The sequence below is a fragment of the Enterobacter sp. SM3 genome (assembly GCF_009811935.2).
Lineage (GTDB): Bacteria > Pseudomonadota > Gammaproteobacteria > Enterobacterales > Enterobacteriaceae > Enterobacter > Enterobacter asburiae_D.
The window spans coordinates 3542262-3561696 of record NZ_CP099971.1 but is presented as its reverse complement, the minus strand read 5'-3'; the positions used below and the strand labels follow the sequence as shown (position 1 = coordinate 3561696).

Here is a 19435-nt window from a genome sequence, read left to right as displayed (position 1 = left end):
TATGCCAAAGATTGTAATTTTGCCTCATGCGGACCTCTGTCCGGATGGCGCTGTTCTGGAAGCGAAGACCGGTGAAACCATTCTCGATGTTGCCCTGCGTGCAGGTATCGAAGTGGAACACGCCTGTGAAAAATCCTGTGCCTGCACCACCTGCCACTGCATCGTGCGTGAAGGTTTTGACTCTCTCGCCGAGAGCACCGAAGACGAAGACGACATGCTGGATAAAGCATGGGGTCTGGAGCCAGACAGCCGCCTGAGCTGTCAGGCCGCGGTGACCGATGAGGATCTGGTCGTGGAATTCCCACGCTACACCATCAACCACGCACGCGAGCATTGATATGGGACTGAAGTGGACAGACAGCCGTGAAATCGGCGAAGCGCTCTACGACGCGAACCCGGATCTCGATCCGAAGACCGTACGATTCACCGACATGCACCAGTGGATCTGCGATTTAGAGGATTTCGACGACGATCCAAACGCATCCAATGAAAAAATTCTGGAGGCGATTCTGTTAGTCTGGTTAGATGAAGCAGAATAAATAACATAACGGGCTGCCTTCAGGCGGCCCGTTTGCTAGTTGCTAATAAGGAAAAATAAAATGACCGAAGCGATGAAGATTACGCTCTCGAATCAGCCTGCCGACGCGCGCTGGGGCGAGAAAGCCACCTACAGCATTAATAACGACGGCATTACCCTGCACCTGACCGGCAAAGATGATACCGGCCTGATCCAGCGCGCCGCCCGTAAAATTGACGGGCTGGGCATTAAGCATGTCTCCCTGGAAGGCGAAGGCTGGGACACCGACCGCAGCTGGGCATTCTGGGCGGGCTACAAGGGCCCGAAAGGCACCCGCAAAATTGAGTGGGCAAACCTCGATGCCGCCGGTCAGAAAGAGCTGGAAAACCGCCTGCAAATTATCGACTGGGTGCGCGACACCATCAACGCCCCGGCGGAAGAGTTAGGCCCAGAGCAGCTGGCGCAGCGTGCGGTTGACCTGCTGTGCGGCGTGGCGGGCGACAAAATGTCCTACCGCATCACCAAAGGTGAAGACCTGCGCGAGCAGAACTACATGGGTATCCACACCGTGGGCCGTGGTTCTGAGCGTCCTCCGGTCCTGCTGGCGCTGGATTACAACCCAACCGGCGATAAAGCGGCACCGGTCTTTGCCTGCCTGGTGGGTAAAGGCATCACCTTCGATACCGGCGGCTACAGCCTGAAGCAGAGCGCGTTCATGGACTCCATGAAGTCCGACATGGGCGGCGCGGCAACCATCACCGGCGCGCTGGCGTTTGCCATTACTCGCGGTCTGAACAAGCGCGTGAAGCTGTATCTCTGCTGCGCGGACAACATGGTGAGCGGTAACGCCTTCAAGCTGGGCGACATCATTCGCTACCGCAACGGCAAAAACGTCGAAGTGATGAACACCGACGCCGAAGGCCGTCTGGTGCTGGCCGATGGCCTGATCGACGCTTCTGCGCAGAAGCCAGAGCTGATTATCGACATGGCGACCCTGACCGGCGCGGCGAAAACGGCGCTGGGCAACGACTACCATGCGCTGTTCAGCTTTGACGACAAGCTGGCTGCTCGCCTGCTGGCAAGCGCCGCTGCGGAAAACGAACCGTTCTGGCGTCTGCCGCTGGCCGAGTTCCACCGCAGCCAGCTGCCGTCCAACTTTGCCGAGCTGAATAACACCGCGAGCGCGGCGTATCCGGCGGGTGCAAGCACTGCAGCAGGCTTCCTGTCCCACTTCGTTGAGAACTACCACGAAGGCTGGCTGCATATCGACTGTTCCGCAACGTACCGTAAAGCGGCGGTTGAGCAGTGGTCTGCGGGCGCGACCGGTCTGGGCGTGCGTACCGTGGCGAACCTGCTGACGGCTGAGTAATCGTCATTGCCCTCACCCTAACCCTCTCCCACAGGGAGAGGGGATGGTTTGCTCCCTCTCCCTTGAGGGAGAGGGCCGGGGTGAGGGGGAAATGCATCATCTGGAATTGTTATGTCCGAAACCAAAAACGAATTAGAAACCCTGCTGGAGCAGGCGGCGACCGAGCCCGCCCACCGTCCGGCATTTTTCCGCACGCTGCTGGAATCCACCGTCTGGGTGCCGGGCACCGCGGCGGAAGGTGAGCAGGTTGTCGAAGACAGCGCGCTGGATCTGCTGCACTGGGAAAAAGACGACGGCACGTCGGTGATCCCGTTCTTTACCTCGCTGGAAGCCCTGCAGGAAGCGGTAGAAGACGAACAGGCGTTCGTGGTAATGCCGGTGCGTACCCTGTTTGAAATGACGCTGGGTCAGACGCTGTTCCTCAACGCTAAACTGCCGACCGGGAAAGAGTTCACGCCGCGTGAAATCAGCCACCTGATTGGCGAAGAGGGCAACCCGCTCAGCACCCAGGAAGTGCTGGAAGGGGGCGAAACGCTGCTGCTGTCTGAAGTGGCCGAGCCGCCCGCGCAGATGATCGATTCCCTGACCACGCTGTTCAAAACGCTCAAGCCCGTCAGGCGTGCGTTTCTCTGCTCCATTAAAGAGCGCGCGGACGAGCATCCGGTTCTGCTGATTGGTATTGAGGCGGACGGCGATATCGACGAGATAATTCAGGCTGCGGGAAGCGTGGCGACCGACACGTTGCCGGGCGATGAGCCGATCGATATCTGCCAGGTGAAGAACGGTGAGAAGGGCATCAGCCACTTTATTACCGAGCACATCACGCCGTTCTACGAGCGTCGCTGGGGCGGCTTCCTGCGCGATCTCAAAACTAACCGCATCATCTGATTACGGCGGGGTGAATATCACCCCGTTGCTTCCAGCAGCAGTAAATCCATCAGCAGCACCAGATTCGACTCAAACGACGTCACCCCCGCGGCTTCGGCGGCGAAGTGTACCGCTTCGTCATAGAGGGCAAAGTGCACGTCCGCCATCCCCGCCAGCGTGTTGGCCGAGGCGCGGGTAAACGCGACGATCGTCATACCGACGTTTTTGGCAATCCGCGCTTTATCCAGCACCTGTTCCGTTTCGCCGCTGCGCGAGACGGCAATAAACACCTGATAACGGGCGGCGTTGCTGAGGAAAATATTCCGGCTGTCCCCCGGCCCGGAGATAAACGCCGTTTTGCCCAGCACCTGCAGCTTCTTGGTCAGGTACTCCGCAAACAGATAGGAAAACCCGGCGCCGTAGAGAAAGAAGCTCTCTTTCTGGCGCAGCAGGTCGGCAAACTGCTGGCGCTTCTCCTGCGTGACCCACTGGAAGGTGTGCTGGTAGTTGGCGATAAACTGATTAAACAGCGCAGGGAGTTCAGGAAGCGACTGCCCCTGGGCGGCTATGTGCGGCGTGTCGGAGAGCAGCTGCTTGCAGTGCCAGATAAACTCGCTAAAGCCGCTGAACCCCAGCTTCTGGCACAGCCGCATGATGGTGGCGGTAGAAACAAAGGTCGACTGCGCCAGCTCTCGCACCGTGATGTTGCCCACCAGCAGCGGATGCTCCGTGAGGTGGGCAAGGACGCGATACTCCGCACGGGTCAGCGATGCCCCGCGCGTTAACAGCGTGGCCAGGCGGTTATCCATTATTTCGCGGGTTCGACAGGCAGATCGTCTCGCGCACCCCATTCGCTCCAGGCGCCGTCGTAAAGCGTGACGTCGTTCGCGCCGAGCGTGGCGAGCGCCAGGATCACCACGCAGGCCGTGACGCCGGAGCCGCAGCTGGCAATAATCGGACGATGTAAATCCACGCCTGCACGGTCAAAAATAGCGCGCAGCTCGTCGGTGGTTTTCAGCTCGCCCTCAAACACCAGGTCGCCCCACGGTACGTTCAGCGCGCCCGGAATATGTCCGCGCTTCAGCCCCGGACGCGGTTCATCCGCTTCGGCATTGAAGCGCGGAGCAGGACGGGCATCGACGATTTGCGCTGTTTTTTCATGGCTCACGACCAGTACGTCGGTCAGGCGTTTCACCACGTGCGCGTCGAACGCGGCATCAAATTCGCCTTCCGGCAGCGTCACGTCGCCCTGCTGAAGGGGTAGCTCGTCGCGCTTCCAGCCCGCCAGCCCGCCCGCCAGAATCGATACTTTTTCCACGCCGAAGTTCTTCAGCATCCACCACGCGCGCGGTGCGGAGAAAAGGTTACCTTCATCATAGACAACAAGGTGTTTGTCTTTGCTGACGCCCAGCTCGCGCATTGCCACGGAAAATGCTTCCGGGCGCGGCAGCATGTGCGGCAGGGGAGAGGTGTGATCGGAGAGGGCTTCGATATCAAAAAATACCGCGCCAGGCAGATGTCCGGCACGGTATTCACCGGGCACGTCGCGATGCTCTTGCCCCGGCGGGGCCATACGCGCGTCAATAATCTGGACTTCCGGATCGTCACCGTGCTCAATCAGCCAGTCGGCGGCGACAAAATATGAGGTGGACATGGGTTGCCTCCATTCTTTTCCGTAAAAAAGGATTGTCGGTGTTTTTTCTGACACCGACAAGCAAACCACGTTCAACTCGCGAGCAAGCCCCTATTTTTTCACCGTTTCGCCGTCCTGCCAGGCTTTTTGCAGCGCAGGCCAGTAGTCGCGGTTGGCCTCGATCATCTCATCCAGAATCGCTTTTGCATGCTCCATGGTTGGTACGGTGCGGTTGAGGGTGAACGCCTGCAGGGCTTTCTCATAGCTGCCCTCGATGGTCGCTTCCACCAGCAGCTGTTCAGAGGCGAGCTGCTGTTGCAAAAGGGTCTGATGGAACAGCGGCACCTGACCGACGCGGATCGGTTCCGGGCCTTCGGAGGTGATATACGCGGGCACTTCCACCACGGCATCGTAAGGCAGGTTGGTAATCGCCCCGCGGTTCTCCACCATCACCAGGTGGCGGCTCCGCAGGTTAAAGGCCAGCGAGCAGGCGACATCGACGATAAACTCGCCGTGGACGCCCACGTGGAAGGCGTCCGGCAGGATCCCGGTGCGCTTATATTCTTCGGCTGCGGCGAACAGCTTTTTCTCGCGCCCGTCCATCACTTCATTGGCGCGGGTATAGTCCGGGTTCTGATGCTCCACAATCTGGTTCGGCATCAGGTAGTACTGCAGATACGGGTTCGGCAGATACTCCGGGAAGTTGTCCATGATTGGCTTAATGTTGCGCCAGGTTTTTACCCACGAAGGATCCGAGTGCTGCGGGTCGGTTTTGGCCGCATCTTCCGTCAGCAGGCCAAACTTCGCGATATGCTTACGCAGCTCGGGCAGCTTGTCTTCGCCGTCCACCAGCACGCGGGTAAACCAGCCGAAGTGGTTCAGACCGAAGTAGTCCACCTCCAGTTTGCGGCGATCGACACCCAGAATGGCGCCCATATTGCGCATCGCGGCCACCGGCATATCGCAGATGTTCAGCACCCGCGCATTTGGCCGCAGGCGGCGCACGCCCTCCGCGACGATCGCCGCCGGGTTGGAGTAGTTCACGATCCAGGCTTTCTCGTGCGCGTAGCGATCGACCAGATCGATAAGCTCCACCATCGGCAGGATCGTGCGCAGCCCGTAGGCCAGCCCGCCGGGTCCGCAGGTCTCCTGGCCGACCACGCCGTGACGCAGCGGGATCTTCTCGTCCTGCTCGCGCATTTTATACTGGCCGACGCGCATCTGGGCGAAGACGAAATGCGCGCCGCTAAAGGCAACTTCCGGGTCACTGGTGACGGTAAATTTGATGCTCTGACTGTGGTCGCGAATGACCTTCTCGACGACGGGCGCAATGGTGTTCTGACGCGCCTCGTCGATGTCATAAAGGCGGATTTCGGCCAGCGGAAAATCCTGCAGGCGCACCATCAGGCTTTTCACAATACCCGGCGTGTAGGTGCTACCGCCGCCGGCAATCGACAGAATGAATGGGGGTGTAAACATCTTTAGCTCCTTTCAGAGAAACGTCTCAACGGCTTCTCGCATTTTTTTGACGTGCAGCCCGTAGACCACCTGAACGTTGTTACCTTGTTTGATAATCCCTTTCGCGCCGGTCGCCTTCAGGCGCGGCTCGTCGATGATGTCGACGTCCTTCACCGTGACGCGTAAGCGGGTGTAGCAGTTATCCACCACTTCAATGTTTTCCCGGCCGCCCAGCCCCACCACGATGGATTCGCCCAGCCCGTCGTTATTGCCTTTGGCCTGGTACTCCTGCTTGCTGTAGAGGCGCGTCTCCTTATCGTCATCCTCACGGCCTGGCGTCTTCATGTTGAAGCGCAGGATCAGGAAGCGGAACACCACGAAGTAGAGGGCAAACATGATCAGCCCGACCACGATGTACATCGGCCAGTTGGACTTCTCCGTGCCGAGCGGCAGGTTGTAGAGGATGAAGTCGATAATCCCGTTGGCGCCGATGGCGTGAACGCCCAGCAGCGAGAACAGCATCATGCCGATGCCGGTCAGCACCGCGTGCACCACGAAGAGCAACGGGGCGACGAACAGGAAGGAGAACTCAATCGGCTCGGTCACGCCGACCAGCAGCGAGGTCAGCGCCGCCGGGATCAGAATGGCTTTCGCAATGGCTTTACGCTCCGGCTTTGCGGTCATATACATCGCCAGCGCGGCGGCAGGCAGGCCGAACATCTTGCTGATGCCGCGCGCGTCCCACACTACAGTGCTGCTGAGCTGCTTCACGTCCGGGCAGGCCATCTCGGCGAAGTAGATATTGCGCGCGCCCTGATAGGTTGCCCCGCACACCTCCTGCGTGCCGCCCAGCTCGGTATAAAGGAACGGCGTATAAACCAGATGGTGCAGGCCGGTGGGGACCAGAATGCGTTCCAGGAAACCGTAGATTGCCACGCCAAACGGCCCGGAGCCTTTGATGGCCAGCGCCAGGGCGCTAATGCCGTGCTGGGCAAACGGCCACAGTTCACTCATCACCACGCCGAGCAGCATGGAGACGGGGAGCATGACGATGGCGACAAAACAGTGGCCGGAGTAAATCGCCATCGCGCCGTTAAACTGTACGCCGGAGTATTTGTTGTACAGATAGCCGGAAAGCGCCCCGGTGAGGATCCCGGCGAAAACGCCCATCTCCAGCACCTGCACGCCCAGCACCATGGTTTGTCCGGCCGCTTTCATCTGGGCAGCTGGCGCCAGCGCGCCCTGCAGCTGCAGCGTGACGTTCATGGCGTTGATAAACACCACGAAGGTCACCAGACCAATCAACGCGGCATAGCCTTTATCACGCGTCGCCAGACCAATCGGGATCCCGACGGCAAACACCAGCGCCAGGTTTACCAGCACCGATACGGCAGATTTCGCGATAAGCTGACCAGTATGCTGAATCAGGGGATGGCCAAGAAACGGCAGGTATTCAGCGAGATTACCGTTACCCAGCACGTTACCAAAGGCGATAAACAGACCGACGATCGGTAAGATAAGTACCGGTCCGTACAATGATTTTCCGAAATTTTGTAGGGCGTTCACGGCTCGTTTCATGGCTTTCTCTCTTTTTGAACCGCGCACTCGGGGTGCGTCATGGTCATAAAACTAGCAGTCTTCAGGCGTGCTTATCCAGCTATCTTCTTGTTTTAAAAACAAATGACGTGAAAGGTAACATGTGACGTTATGTGCTGTGATCGCGGTTCCATCACGGCGTAGCGGCGTGATGTCATTCTGCGAGGCGCTTTCCAGATTCTAAAATTGGACTTTTTGAATTAATCAAACTTGCGGATAATACTTATCCGGACGACGACCAACAGGCTCCATGGGCCAGGGACAAAGGATGAAACCGTTTCGCTTAGCCGCGCTCTCTCTTGCGCTGCTTACCACGTTTACGCTTGTCGGCTGTGATAACAGCGACGACAAATCTCAGGCTGCGGCTCCCGCGGCATCCACCGCATCAACACCGAAAGCCGCGGAAAAGCCCAATGCTGAAACGCTGGCTAAGCTGGCCGCTCAAAGTCAGGGAAAAGCGCTGACGCTGCTGGATACCTCAGAAGTTCAGCTCGACGGTGCCGCCACGCTGGTGCTGACCTTTTCTGTTCCGCTGAATCCCGAACAGGATTTCGCGAAAACAGTGCACGTCGTGGATAAGAAAAGCGGCAAGGTTGACGGGGCGTGGGAACTTGCGCCTAACCTGAAAGAGCTTCGCCTGCGCCATCTGGAGCCTAACCGCAATCTGGTCGTCACCGTTGAACGTGACCTGCAGGCGCTGAACAAGGCGACGTTTGGCATTGATTATGAAAAGGCCCTGACCACCCGGGATATTGAACCCACCGTTGGTTTTGCCAGCCGCGGCTCGCTGCTGCCGGGCAAAGTGGTGGAAGGTCTGCCGGTGATGGCGCTCAACGTCAACAATGTTGATGTCAACTTTTACCGCGTGAAGCCTGAATCGCTGGCTTCCCTTGTCAGCCAGTGGGAGTACCGTAACTCGCTGACCAACTGGGAGTCCGATAACCTGCTGAAGATGGCGGAGCTGGTTTACACCGGTCGATTCGATCTTAATCCGGCGCGCAATACGCGCGAAAAATTGCTGTTGCCCCTGAAGGATATTAAACCGCTCCAGCAGTCTGGCGTTTATATCGCGGTCATGAACCAGGCAGGGCACTACAACTACAGCAACGCCGCGACGCTCTTTACCTTAAGCGATATTGGACTGTCCGCTCACCGTTATCACAATCGCCTGGACATCTTCACCCAGAGCCTGGAAAACGGTGCCGCGCAGTCCGGCGTGACCGTGACGCTGCTGAATGACAAAGGCCAGACTCTCGCCGAGGCAAATAGCGACGCCGACGGTCATGCGAAGCTTGAAACGGACAAAGAAGCCGCGCTGATTCTGGCGAGCAAAGACGGCCAGACCACGCTGCTTGATCTTAAGCTTCCGGCGCTGGATCTGGCGGAGTTCGATATTGCCGGTAGCCCCGGCTACAGCAAGCAGTTCTTTATGTTTGGCCCACGCGATCTCTATCGTCCGGGTGAAACGGTGATCCTCAACGGCTTACTGCGCGACAGTGACGGTAAGCCGCTTCCGGATCAGCCCGTGAAGCTTGACGTGCTGCGCCCGGATGGACAGGTCGCGCGTACGATTGTCGTCAAGCCAGAGAACGGGCTCTATCGCTTTAACTATCCGCTGGACAGCGGGGCGCAGACCGGTATGTGGCATATCCGCGCCAACACGGGCGATAACCTACAGCGCCTGTGGGACTTCCACGTCGAAGACTTCATGCCAGAGCGTATGGCGCTCAACCTGAGCGGACAAAAAACGCCGGTTTCACCGCAGGATAACGTGGACTTTAACGTGGTGGGCTATTACCTGTATGGCGCCCCGGCCAACGGTAATTCTCTGCAGGGCCAGCTTTTCCTGCGTCCGCTGCGTGACGCGGTGGCTGCGCTGCCGGGCTTCCAGTTTGGCGATATCGCCGAGGAGAACCTGAGCCGCAGTCTGGATGAAGTTCAGCTTACGCTTGATGAGCAGGGGCGTGGACAGGTTTCTACCGAAAGCCAGTGGAAAGAGGTGCATTCTCCGCTGCAGCTGATCCTGCAGGCCAGCCTGCTGGAGTCCGGCGGCCGTCCGGTGACGCGTCGCGCTGAGCAGGCCATCTGGCCAGCGGCTGAGCTGCCGGGTATTCGCCCGCAGTTCGCCAGCAAGGCCGTTTACGACTACCGCACCGATACCACCGTCAACCAGCCGATTGTTGACGAGAACGGCAACGCCAGCTTCGATATCGTTTACGCCGATGCCAGCGGTGCGAAAAAAGCGGTGTCCGGTTTACAGGTTCGCCTGATCCGCGAGCGCCGCGACTACTTCTGGAACTGGTCTGAGAGCGAAGGCTGGCAGTCTCAGTTCGATCAGAAAGACCTGATTGAAGGCGAGCAGGAGCTGACCCTCAAGGCCGACGAGACGGGTAAAGTCACCTTCCCGGTGGAGTGGGGCTCATATCGTCTGGAGGTTAAAGCGCCTGATGAGATGGTCAGCAGCGTGCGCTTCTGGGCGGGCTATAGCTGGCAGGATAACAGCGACGGCACCGGGGCCGCGCGCCCAGACCGCGTGACGTTGAAGCTGGATAAGCCAGCCTATCAGCCTGGCGATACCATCAACCTGCACATTGCGGCGCCGGCAGCAGGTAAGGGCTATGCGATGATCGAGTCCAGCGAAGGGCCGCTGTGGTGGAAAGAGATCGACGTACCGGCAAACGGGCTCGATCTCGCTATTCCGGTCGACAAGGCCTGGAAACGTCACGATCTCTACCTGAGCACGCTGGTAGTACGTCCTGGGGATAAATCCAAATCAGCCACGCCGAAGCGCGCGGTCGGCCTGCTGCATCTGCCGATGGGCGACGAAAATCGCCGCCTGAATATTGCGCTCGATAATCCGCAGAAGATGCGTCCAAACCAGACGCTCTCGGTGAAGGTGAAAGCCAGCGTGAAAGAGGGGGCCGTGCCGCAGAAAGTGAACGTCCTGGTCTCGGCGGTGGACAGCGGCGTGCTGAACATCACCGATTACGTTACGCCCGATCCGTGGCAGGCTTTCTTCGGCCAGAAGCGCTACGGTGCGGATATCTACGATATCTACGGCCAGGTCATTGAAGGGCAGGGCCGCCTGGCCGCGCTGCGCTTTGGTGGTGACGGCGATGAGCTAAAGCGCGGCGGCAAACCGCCGGTGAACCACGTCACCATTATTGCCCAGCAGGCACAGCCGGTGACGCTGGATGCCAACGGAGAAGGCACGATTACGCTGCCGATTGGTGATTTCAACGGCGAGCTGCGTCTGATGGCGCAGGCCTGGACAGAGGACGATTTTGGCAGCAGTGAAAGCAAGGTTGTGGTGGCCGCGCCGGTCATTACCGAGCTTAATACGCCGCGCTTCCTGGCAAGCGGAGATACCTCGCGGCTGACGCTGGATATCACCAACCTGACCGACAAGCCGCAAACGCTGAACGTCGCCCTGACCGCGACAGGCAAACTGTCGCTGGAAGGCGGGCAGCCGCAGCCGGTTCAACTGTCTCCTGGCGCGCGCAGCACCCTGTTTATTCCGGTGCGTGCGCTGGAAGGTTATGGTGACGGTGAGGTGACCGCGCAGGTGACCGGTCTGCAGCTTCCGGGCGAAACTTTCGCACCGCAGCAGAAGAGCTGGAAAATCGGCGTGCGTCCGGCGTTCCCGGCGCAGACGGTGAATACCGGTGCCATGCTGAACCCCGGCGAGTCCTGGACCGCACCGGCGCAGCACAGCAACGGTTTCTCTCCTGCCACCTTGCAGGGGCAGCTGCTGCTGAGCGGTAAACCACCGCTCAACCTGGCGCGCTATATTCGCGAGCTGCAGGCGTATCCTTATGGCTGCCTGGAGCAGACCACCAGTGGCCTGTTCCCGTCGCTCTACACCAACGCGGCGCAGCTTGCTGCACTTGGCATCAAGGGCGACACGGATGATAAACGCCGCGCAGCGATTGATATTGGCATCTCCCGTCTGCTGCAGATGCAGCGTGAAGACGGTGGTTTTGCGCTGTGGGATAAAAACGGTCCGGAAGAGTACTGGCTGACGGCCTACGTGACCGACTTCCTGGTGCGCGCGGGCGAGCAGGGTTACAGCGTACCTGCCGATGCAGTGAATAACGCCAATAGCCGTCTGCTGCGCTATCTGCAGGATCCGGGCATGATGTCCATTCGCTACAGTGACGATACTCAGGCCAGCAAGTTCGCCGTGCAGGCCTATGCCGCGCTGGTGCTGGCGCGTCAGCAGAAAGCGCCGCTGGGCGCGCTGCGTGAAATCTGGGATCGCCACGGGCAGGCGGCTTCCGGGCTGCCGCTGATGCAGCTGGGCATGGCGCTCAAACTGATGGGCGATGCGCCGCGCAGCCAGCAGGCGCTGGATCTGGCGCTCAAAACCCCGCGCAACGACAGCAAAACCTGGATGGCCGATTACGGCAGCACGCTTCGCGATAACGCGCTGATGCTCTCTCTTCTTGAGGAGTACAAGCTGCTGCCGGATGCGCAAAATACGCTGCTGAATGCCCTGTCTGAAGAGGCCTTCAGCCAGCGCTGGCTGTCAACGCAGGAGAGCAATGCGCTGTTCCTGGCAGGACGTTCGCTGCAAACCTTGTCCGGTACATGGCAGGCGAAAACGTCTCTGTCTGAGACCGCATCAGGCGGCGATAAGTCACAGGTACAAAACGTGAGCGGCGACCAGCTTGGCGCGCTGCAGGTCACCAATACCGGGACGACGCCGCTGTGGTTACGCCTGGACAGCACCGGCTATCCGGAATATGCCCCTCAGCCGAGCTCGAACGTGCTGCAGGTTGAACGTCATATTCTGGCAACCGACGGCAGCAGTAAATCGCTCTCTTCCCTGAAGAGCGGTGAACTGGTGCTGGTGTGGCTGGACGTTAAAGCCAGCCAGAACGTGCCGGATGCGCTGGTGGTGGATCTCCTCCCTGCGGGTCTGGAGCTGGAAAACCAGAATCTGGCCAGCAGCAGCGCCAGTCTGCAGGACAGCAGCAGTGAGGTACAGAACCTGCTCAGCCAGATGCAGCAGGCGGATATTCAGCACATGGAGTTCCGCGACGACCGCTTTGTGGCTGCCGTGCCGGTAAACGAAGGTCAGCCGGTCACGCTGGTTTATCTGGCCCGCGCCGTGACGCCGGGAACCTACCAGGTGCCGGTGCCGATGGTGGAGTCTATGTACGTTCCGCAGTGGCGGGCAACGGGTGCGGCCAGCGGCCCGCTGATTGTTGTTCCGTAATATGCAAATGGCACGTCTGACACGCTCCCGCTGGCTATGGCTGGCGGGAGCGCTTCTCATTTTATGGGGGCTGATCGTTGCCGCCGACCGCCTGTGGCCGTTGCCTCTGAGAGAGGTTAACCCCGCCCGGGTGGTGGTGGACGAGAAGGGCACGCCGCTGTGGCGCTTTGCGGACAGCGACGGTATCTGGCGCTACCCGGTTACCATTGAAGAGGTCTCTCCCCGCTATCTTGAGGCGCTGATCCAGTACGAAGATCGCTGGTTCTGGGACCATCCTGGCGTAAACCCGCTCTCTGTTCTGCGCGCCGCCTGGCAGGATCTCAGCTCTGGCAAAGTCGTCTCTGGCGGTAGTACGCTCACCATGCAGGTGGCACGCCTGCTGGACCCGCATCCGCGCACCTTTGGCGGCAAAGTTCGTCAGCTCTGGCGGGCGATGCAGCTGGAGTGGCACCTCTCTAAACGCGACATCCTGACGCTCTATCTCAACCGTGCCCCCTTTGGCGGCACGCTGCAGGGCGTCGGAGCTGCAAGCTGGACCTATCTCGGCAAACCGCCGTCGCAGCTCAGCTATTCCGAAGCGGCGCTGTTGGCGGTACTGCCGCAGGCACCCAGCCGCTTACGTCCGGACCGCTGGCCTGAACGGGCCGAAGCGGCGCGCAATAAAGTGCTCGACCGCATGGTCACGCAGGGCGTCTGGTCCGCGAAGCAGGTCAAAGAATCGCGGGAAGAATCGGTATGGCTGGCGCCCCGACAGATGCCGCAGCTGGCACCGCTCTTTGCGCGCATGATGCTCGGCAAAAGTCGCGACACTAAAATAGTCACCACGCTGGATGCCGGGCTACAGCGGCAGCTGGAAGAGCTGGCGATGAACTGGAAGTCCCGACTTCCTGCACGCAGTTCGCTGGCGATGATCGTCGTGGATCACACCGATATGAAAGTGCGCGGCTGGGTCGGATCGGTGGATATTAACGATGACAGTCGTTTCAGCCATGTGGACATGGTCAACGCGATCCGATCCCCGGGATCGGTGTTAAAGCCCTTTATCTACGGTATGGCGCTGGACGATGGCCTGATCCATCCCGCCTCGCTGCTCCAGGACGTTCCCAGAAAAACCGGTGATTATCGCCCGGGGAATTTTGACAGCGGGTTCCACGGACCGGTCAGCATGAGTGAAGCCCTGGTGCGCTCCCTCAACCTGCCCGCGGTACAGGTACTGGAAGCCTACGGGCCTAAACGGTTTGCCGGGATGCTGAGTAACGCGGGCTTGCCGCTGATCCTGCCCGCGGGGGCGCAGCCGAATCTTTCTCTGATCCTCGGCGGGGCAGGCGCGCGGCTGGCCGATATCGCCGCGGCCTACAGCGCCTTTGCCCGACACGGTAAGGCGGGGAGGCTGCGGTTACAGCCGGGCGATCCGCTGACTGAACGTCCGCTGTTATCGTCAGGCTCGGCGTGGATTATTCGCCGTATTCTGGCGAACGAGGCGCAGCCGCTCCCGGATAATGCGCTGCCGCAAATCGCGCCTCTGGCGTGGAAAACCGGCACCAGCTACGGCTACCGCGATGCCTGGGCCATCGGTCTGAATGCCCGTTACGTGATTGGCATCTGGACCGGACGACCGGACGGCACGCCGGTGGCGGGGCAGTTTGGCTTCGCCAGCGCGGTTCCGCTATTAAACCAGGTGAATAACCTGCTTCAGTCACGCTCAACGGTAGACGAAGCCCGCCTGCCGCGCGACCCGCGTCCGGAGAGCGTCGGGCGGGGCGTGATCTGCTGGCCGGGCGGCCAGTCTCTGCCGGAAGGGAGTGAAAACTGTCGGCGTCGCCTGTCGACCTGGCTGCTGGAAGGGAGTGAACCGCCCACGCTGCTCTTGCCCGAACAGGAAGGCATACGCGGCATTCGCTTCCCGGTCTGGGTGGATAAAACGGGTAAGCGTGTGGCGGCTGATTGCCCTGATGCAACGGAAAAAGTTCTGGATGTCTGGCCGCTGCCGCTGGAGCCGTGGCTGCCTGCGACCGAGCGTCGCGCGGTACGGGTCCCGCCTTCATCAACAACCTGTCCTCCGCTGTCGCAGGACGCACCTGCGCCACTCATCCTGACAGGCGTGCGCGAAGGGGCCGTTATCAAACGTCTCCCGGGTGAATCCCGCGTTTCGCTGCCGCTTCAGGCGACAGGCAACAGCGGTGAGCGCTGGTGGTTTTTGAACGGTGAACCGCTGAGTGTGAAAGGAAGAGTTTACACATTACAGCTTGATAAGTCGGGCGATTATCAGTTACTCGTTATGGATGAGACCGGGCAGGTCGCGACGGTGAATTTTACGCTGCAGTGATCTGAAAACAGCTTTCAGATGTGAGCTGTTGCTAAAACTCGTCTTATTTTAAAAAAATGTTACCTGAATCCATAGGCAATGGCGCTATTGCTCATTATAATCCGCGCCACACCATACTCAGGTATGCAAAACAACAGAACATTGACAGAGGTTATCATGGCTATTGAACGTACTTTTTCCATCATCAAACCAAACGCGGTGGCAAAAAACGTTATTGGCAGTATCTTCGCTCGCTTTGAATCTGCAGGGTTCAAAATTGTTGGCACCAAAATGCTGCACCTGACCGTTGAGCAGGCTCGCGGCTTCTACGCTGAGCATGAAGGTCGCCCATTCTTTGACGGCCTGGTTGAGTTCATGACCTCCGGTCCAATCGTGGTATCCGTGCTGGAAGGCGAAAACGCAGTACAGCGTCACCGCGATCTGCTGGGCGCAACCAACCCGGACAACGCGCTGGCAGGTACTCTGCGCGCTGACTATGCAGACAGCTTCACCGAGAACGGCACCCACGGTTCTGACTCTGTTGAATCTGCTGCACGCGAAATCGCTTTCTTCTTCGCAGAAGGCGAAGTGTGTCCACGTACCCGTTAATTTAACGGTTTCGTTTACACATTATTTTCGTAAATGCCGCGTCCAGACGTGGCATCCCTGCGCCAGACTTTGTACAATGCAACGCCCCGGACGAGCAGACTGCTTTCCGGGGCGTTTCTATTCAACCCTCCATGGGCCATAACGTGTAACAACGAGGCCGGAAAATATTATGTCTGAACTAGTGAATACCTCCGAAGTCGCCATTCCTGCGGTTCCCAATAAAAATGGAAAAATCAACCTGCTGGATCTGAACCGTCAGCAGATGCGCGAGTTCTTTAAAGAGATGGGCGAAAAGCCGTTTCGTGCCGATCAGGTCATGAAGTGGATGTACCATTACTGCAGCGACAACTTTGATGACATGACCGACATCAACAAGGTCCTGCGCAACAAGCTCAAAGAAGTGGCTGAAATCCGCGCACCAGAAGTGGTGGAAGAGCAGCGCTCTGCGGATGGCACCATCAAATGGGCGATTGCGGTCGGCGATCAGCGTGTTGAAACCGTCTACATCCCGGAAGAAGACCGCGCCACGCTGTGCGTCTCCTCTCAGGTAGGCTGTGCGCTGGAGTGCAAATTCTGCTCAACCGCGCAGCAAGGCTTTAACCGTAACCTGCGCGTGTCAGAAATTATCGGCCAGGTCTGGCGTGCCGCGAAAATCGTTGGCGCGGCAAAAGTGACCGGTACGCGTCCTATCACCAACGTGGTGATGATGGGGATGGGTGAGCCGCTGCTGAACCTGACCAACGTCGTTCCGGCGATGGAAATCATGCTGGATGACTTCGGTTTTGGCCTGTCCAAGCGTCGCGTTACGCTGTCTACCTCAGGCGTCGTGCCTGCGCTGGACAAGCTTGGCGACATGATTGACGTTGCGCTGGCGATCTCCCTGCATGCACCAAACGACGAAATTCGTGACGAAATTGTGCCGATCAACAAAAAGTACAATATCGAAACCTTCCTCGCTGCGGTGCGTCGCTATCTGGAGAAATCCAACGCCAACCAGGGCCGCGTGACCATCGAGTACGTGATGCTTGACCACGTCAACGACGGTACTGAACATGCGCATCAGCTGGCTGAACTGCTGAAAGATACGCCATGCAAAATCAACCTCATCCCATGGAACCCGTTCCCGGGCGCGCCGTATGGCCGTAGCTCGAACAGCCGTATCGACCGTTTCTCCAAGGTGCTGATGGAATATGGTTTCACCACCATCGTGCGTAAAACCCGTGGTGATGACATTGATGCAGCATGCGGACAGCTGGCAGGTGATGTCATTGACCGTACCAAACGTACCCTGCGTAAACGCATGCAGGGCGAGACGATCGCAGTTAAAGCTGTTTGATTATTATGCACTCGCGGCGCATTATCTGCGCCGTGAAGCATAACCTTACTGAATAATCAGTCAGATTCGTGATGACTGATCAATAATTACGGTGCGTTTCATTCGACTTTCGGGCAGTATGTAACGACGTAACAACAGTTTAGCCGTACGGGCAGGGCTGTACTGTCATCTCCGGGCTGACAGTCTTATACTCTCTGTTCAAGGTTAACTGACCAGAAGTTTCGCGGTGCGGGTGGCATTGTGACTCGCCGGCACCTGAACCCTTATTTTTCACGTACCAGTAGTTGTAGCGAATGAATACTGAAGCCACTCACGACCAACATGAAGCACTCTCCACTGGCGTTCGTCTTCGCAACGCCCGTGAACAACTCGGACTCAGCCAGCAAGCCGTTGCGGAACGCTTGTGCCTGAAGGTTTCCACGGTTCGCGATATTGAAGAAGATAAGGCACCCGCCGATCTGGCTTCAACGTTCCTGCGCGGTTATATCCGCTCTTACGCAAAACTGGTGCATATCCCCGAAAACGAATTACTGCCAATGATGGAGAAGCAGGCCCCGGTCCGTGCAGCAAAAGTTGCGCCGATGCAGACCTTCTCCCTGGGGAAACGTCGTAAAAAACGTGATGGCTGGCTGATGAGCTTTACCTGGCTGGTGCTGTTTGTCGTGATCGGCCTGACCGGTGCATGGTGGTGGCAAAACCACAAGGCGCAGCAGGAAGAGATCACCACCATGGCCGATCAATCCTCCGCCGAACTCAACCAGGCCGGAAGTGAGAATGGCCAGAACGTGCCGCTGAATACCGACGGTGCAGCTTCCTCCAGCGAGCCACAGACCGCAGCGCCAGACGCGTCGGCGACCGGTGCAGCACAGGCCCCGGCAGCAACGGCTAACACCGCTGCGCCGCAGGCTCAGGATCCAAACGCGGTTGTTGCCCCTTCTCAGGCGAATGTTGATACTGCGGCGAACGCGCCTGCGGCTACTCAGCCTGCAGACAATAGCGCAGCGACTCTGCCAACCAGCCCGGCGGGTACGGCGACAGCAGCCGATCCCAACGCGCTGGTGATGAACTTCAGCGCCGACTGCTGGCTGGAAGTGACTGACGCGACAGGTAAAAAACTGTTCAGCGGCCTGCAGCGTAAAGATGGCACGTTAAACCTAACCGGCCAGGCCCCCTATAAACTTAAAATCGGCGCTCCGGCAGCGGTACAGATCCAGTATCAAGGAAAACCTGTCGACCTGAGCCGCTTTATCAGAACTAACCAGGTTGCGCGTCTTACCGTTAATGCCGAACAATCAGCAGCACAGTAACAGACGGGCAACGCGGGAGATTTTTCATGCATAACCAGGCTCCGATTCAACGTAGAAAATCGAAACGGATTTACGTTGGGAATGTGCCAATCGGCGATGGGGCACCTATCGCCGTTCAGTCGATGACCAACACGCGCACCACCGATGTGGAAGCAACGGTCAATCAAATCAAAGCATTAGAGCGTGTAGGCGCGGACATTGTTCGCGTCTCCGTCCCGACCATGGATGCCGCTGAGGCGTTCAAGCTGATCAAACAGCAGGTCAGCGTTCCGCTGGTGGCTGATATCCACTTCGACTACCGCATCGCACTGAAAGTGGCCGAGTACGGCGTCGATTGCCTGCGTATTAACCCGGGCAACATCGGTAACGAAGAGCGTATCCGCATGGTAGTGGACTGCGCCCGCGATAAAAATATTCCTATCCGTATCGGCGTTAACGCCGGTTCTCTGGAAAAAGATCTGCAGGAAAAATACGGTGAGCCGACGCCGCAGGCGCTGCTCGAATCCGCGATGCGCCACGTCGATCATCTCGATCGTCTTAACTTCGATCAGTTTAAAGTCAGCGTAAAAGCCTCCGACGTGTTCCTGGCGGTGGAGTCTTACCGTCTGCTGGCAAAGCAGATCGACCAGCCTCTGCACCTCGGGATCACCGAAGCGGGCGGCCTGCGCAGCGGCTCTGTAAAATCTGCGATCGGTCTGGGGCTGCTGCTCTCTGAAGGGATCGGTGACACCCTGCGCGTCTCGCTGGCGGCCGATCCGGTCGAAGAGATCAAGGTCGGTTTCGATATTCTGAAATCACTGCGTATTCGCGCGCGTGGGATCAACTTCATTGCCTGCCCAACCTGCTCACGTCAGGAGTTTGATGTGATCGGGACGGTGAATGCCCTGGAGCAACGTCTGGAAGACATTATCACCCCGATGGACGTCTCCATCATCGGCTGCGTGGTAAACGGTCCGGGTGAAGCACTGGTGTCAACCCTGGGCGTAACCGGCGGTAACAAGAAAAGTGGTCTCTATGAAGATGGCGTTCGTAAAGATCGTCTGGATAATAGCGACATGATCGACCAGCTTGAAGCCCGCATCCGCGCCAAAGCCGCCATGATGGACGAAACACAGCGTATCAGCGTTCAGCAGGTTGAAAAATAACGTGATGGGAAGCGTGCCGCTTCCCATGTATGATTGAACCCATTCTTTGGGTTTTTTTTGTATATAGAAAGA

The 19435-nt window shown here is 58.5% G+C and carries 14 protein-coding genes; 10 read left to right on the top strand and 4 right to left on the bottom strand.

What is annotated here, in order from left to right; all coding sequences use genetic code 11:
• Position 1 precedes the first annotated feature (1 nt).
• From fdx to sseB, 4 genes are all read left to right on the top strand, one after another.
• Complete coding sequence (fdx, locus tag GVO84_RS16610; RefSeq protein WP_003860652.1) at positions 2–337, top strand: ISC system 2Fe-2S type ferredoxin; 336 nt, start codon at positions 2–4, stop codon at positions 335–337.
• Position 338: 1 nt separating this feature from the next.
• Positions 339–539 (top strand): Fe-S cluster assembly protein IscX, encoded by a 201-nt coding sequence (iscX, locus tag GVO84_RS16605; protein ID WP_003860650.1) that lies wholly within the window; start codon positions 339–341, stop codon positions 537–539.
• A gap of 60 nt (positions 540–599) precedes the next feature.
• Positions 600–1886 carry an aminopeptidase PepB gene (gene pepB, locus GVO84_RS16600; RefSeq protein ID WP_121425143.1) on the top strand — a complete coding sequence of 429 codons (1287 nt, stop codon included), beginning with the start codon at positions 600–602 and terminating at the stop codon, positions 1884–1886.
• A gap of 111 nt (positions 1887–1997) precedes the next feature.
• The gene (sseB, locus tag GVO84_RS16595) at positions 1998–2774 is read left to right on the top strand and encodes an enhanced serine sensitivity protein SseB (protein ID WP_029741156.1); all 777 of its coding nucleotides are present in this window, start codon (positions 1998–2000) and stop codon (positions 2772–2774) included.
• A gap of 17 nt (positions 2775–2791) precedes the next feature.
• Here the strand turns inward: sseB and GVO84_RS16590 are convergent, their stop codons facing one another.
• From GVO84_RS16590 to GVO84_RS16575, 4 genes are all read right to left on the bottom strand, one after another.
• Positions 2792–3562: a MurR/RpiR family transcriptional regulator gene (locus GVO84_RS16590; RefSeq protein WP_159514694.1), complete on the bottom strand. Its 771-nt coding sequence runs from the start codon at positions 3560–3562 to the stop codon at positions 2792–2794.
• Complete coding sequence (gene sseA / locus GVO84_RS16585) at positions 3562–4407, bottom strand: 3-mercaptopyruvate sulfurtransferase (RefSeq protein ID WP_159514693.1); 846 nt, start codon at positions 4405–4407, stop codon at positions 3562–3564. Before sseA ends, GVO84_RS16590 begins: the two co-directional genes overlap by 1 nt.
• Positions 4408–4497: 90 nt before the next feature.
• Complete coding sequence (locus GVO84_RS16580; RefSeq protein WP_042718127.1) at positions 4498–5865, bottom strand: 6-phospho-alpha-glucosidase; 1368 nt, start codon at positions 5863–5865, stop codon at positions 4498–4500.
• Between the two features lie 12 nt (positions 5866–5877).
• Positions 5878–7422, bottom strand: coding sequence for a PTS transporter subunit EIIC (locus tag GVO84_RS16575; RefSeq protein WP_159514692.1), 1545 nt, complete (start codon positions 7420–7422; stop codon positions 5878–5880).
• Between the two features lie 286 nt (positions 7423–7708).
• Between GVO84_RS16575 and GVO84_RS16570 the strand changes: the two genes are divergently transcribed.
• The 6 genes from GVO84_RS16570 to ispG all read left to right on the top strand — a co-directional run bounded on the left by GVO84_RS16570 (position 7709) and on the right by ispG (position 19363).
• Complete coding sequence (locus GVO84_RS16570; RefSeq protein WP_159514691.1) at positions 7709–12661, top strand: alpha-2-macroglobulin family protein; 4953 nt, start codon at positions 7709–7711, stop codon at positions 12659–12661.
• Position 12662: 1 nt separating this feature from the next.
• Complete coding sequence (pbpC, locus tag GVO84_RS16565; RefSeq protein ID WP_159514690.1) at positions 12663–14987, top strand: peptidoglycan glycosyltransferase PbpC; 2325 nt, start codon at positions 12663–12665, stop codon at positions 14985–14987.
• Between the two features lie 156 nt (positions 14988–15143).
• A complete protein-coding gene (ndk, locus tag GVO84_RS16560; protein ID WP_003860625.1) occupies positions 15144–15575 on the top strand; it encodes a nucleoside-diphosphate kinase in 432 nt (143 codons plus the stop codon).
• A 169-nt stretch (positions 15576–15744) separates the two neighbouring features.
• Positions 15745–16911 carry a bifunctional tRNA (adenosine(37)-C2)-methyltransferase TrmG/ribosomal RNA large subunit methyltransferase RlmN gene (locus GVO84_RS16555; RefSeq protein WP_014171168.1) on the top strand — a complete coding sequence of 389 codons (1167 nt, stop codon included), beginning with the start codon at positions 15745–15747 and terminating at the stop codon, positions 16909–16911.
• A gap of 293 nt (positions 16912–17204) precedes the next feature.
• Entirely contained in the window at positions 17205–18218 is a 1014-nt protein-coding gene (gene rodZ, locus GVO84_RS16550; protein WP_159514689.1) for a cytoskeleton protein RodZ, read from the top strand.
• Between the two features lie 26 nt (positions 18219–18244).
• Complete coding sequence (gene ispG, locus GVO84_RS16545) at positions 18245–19363, top strand: flavodoxin-dependent (E)-4-hydroxy-3-methylbut-2-enyl-diphosphate synthase (RefSeq protein WP_023308814.1); 1119 nt, start codon at positions 18245–18247, stop codon at positions 19361–19363.
• Positions 19364–19435 lie beyond the last annotated feature (72 nt).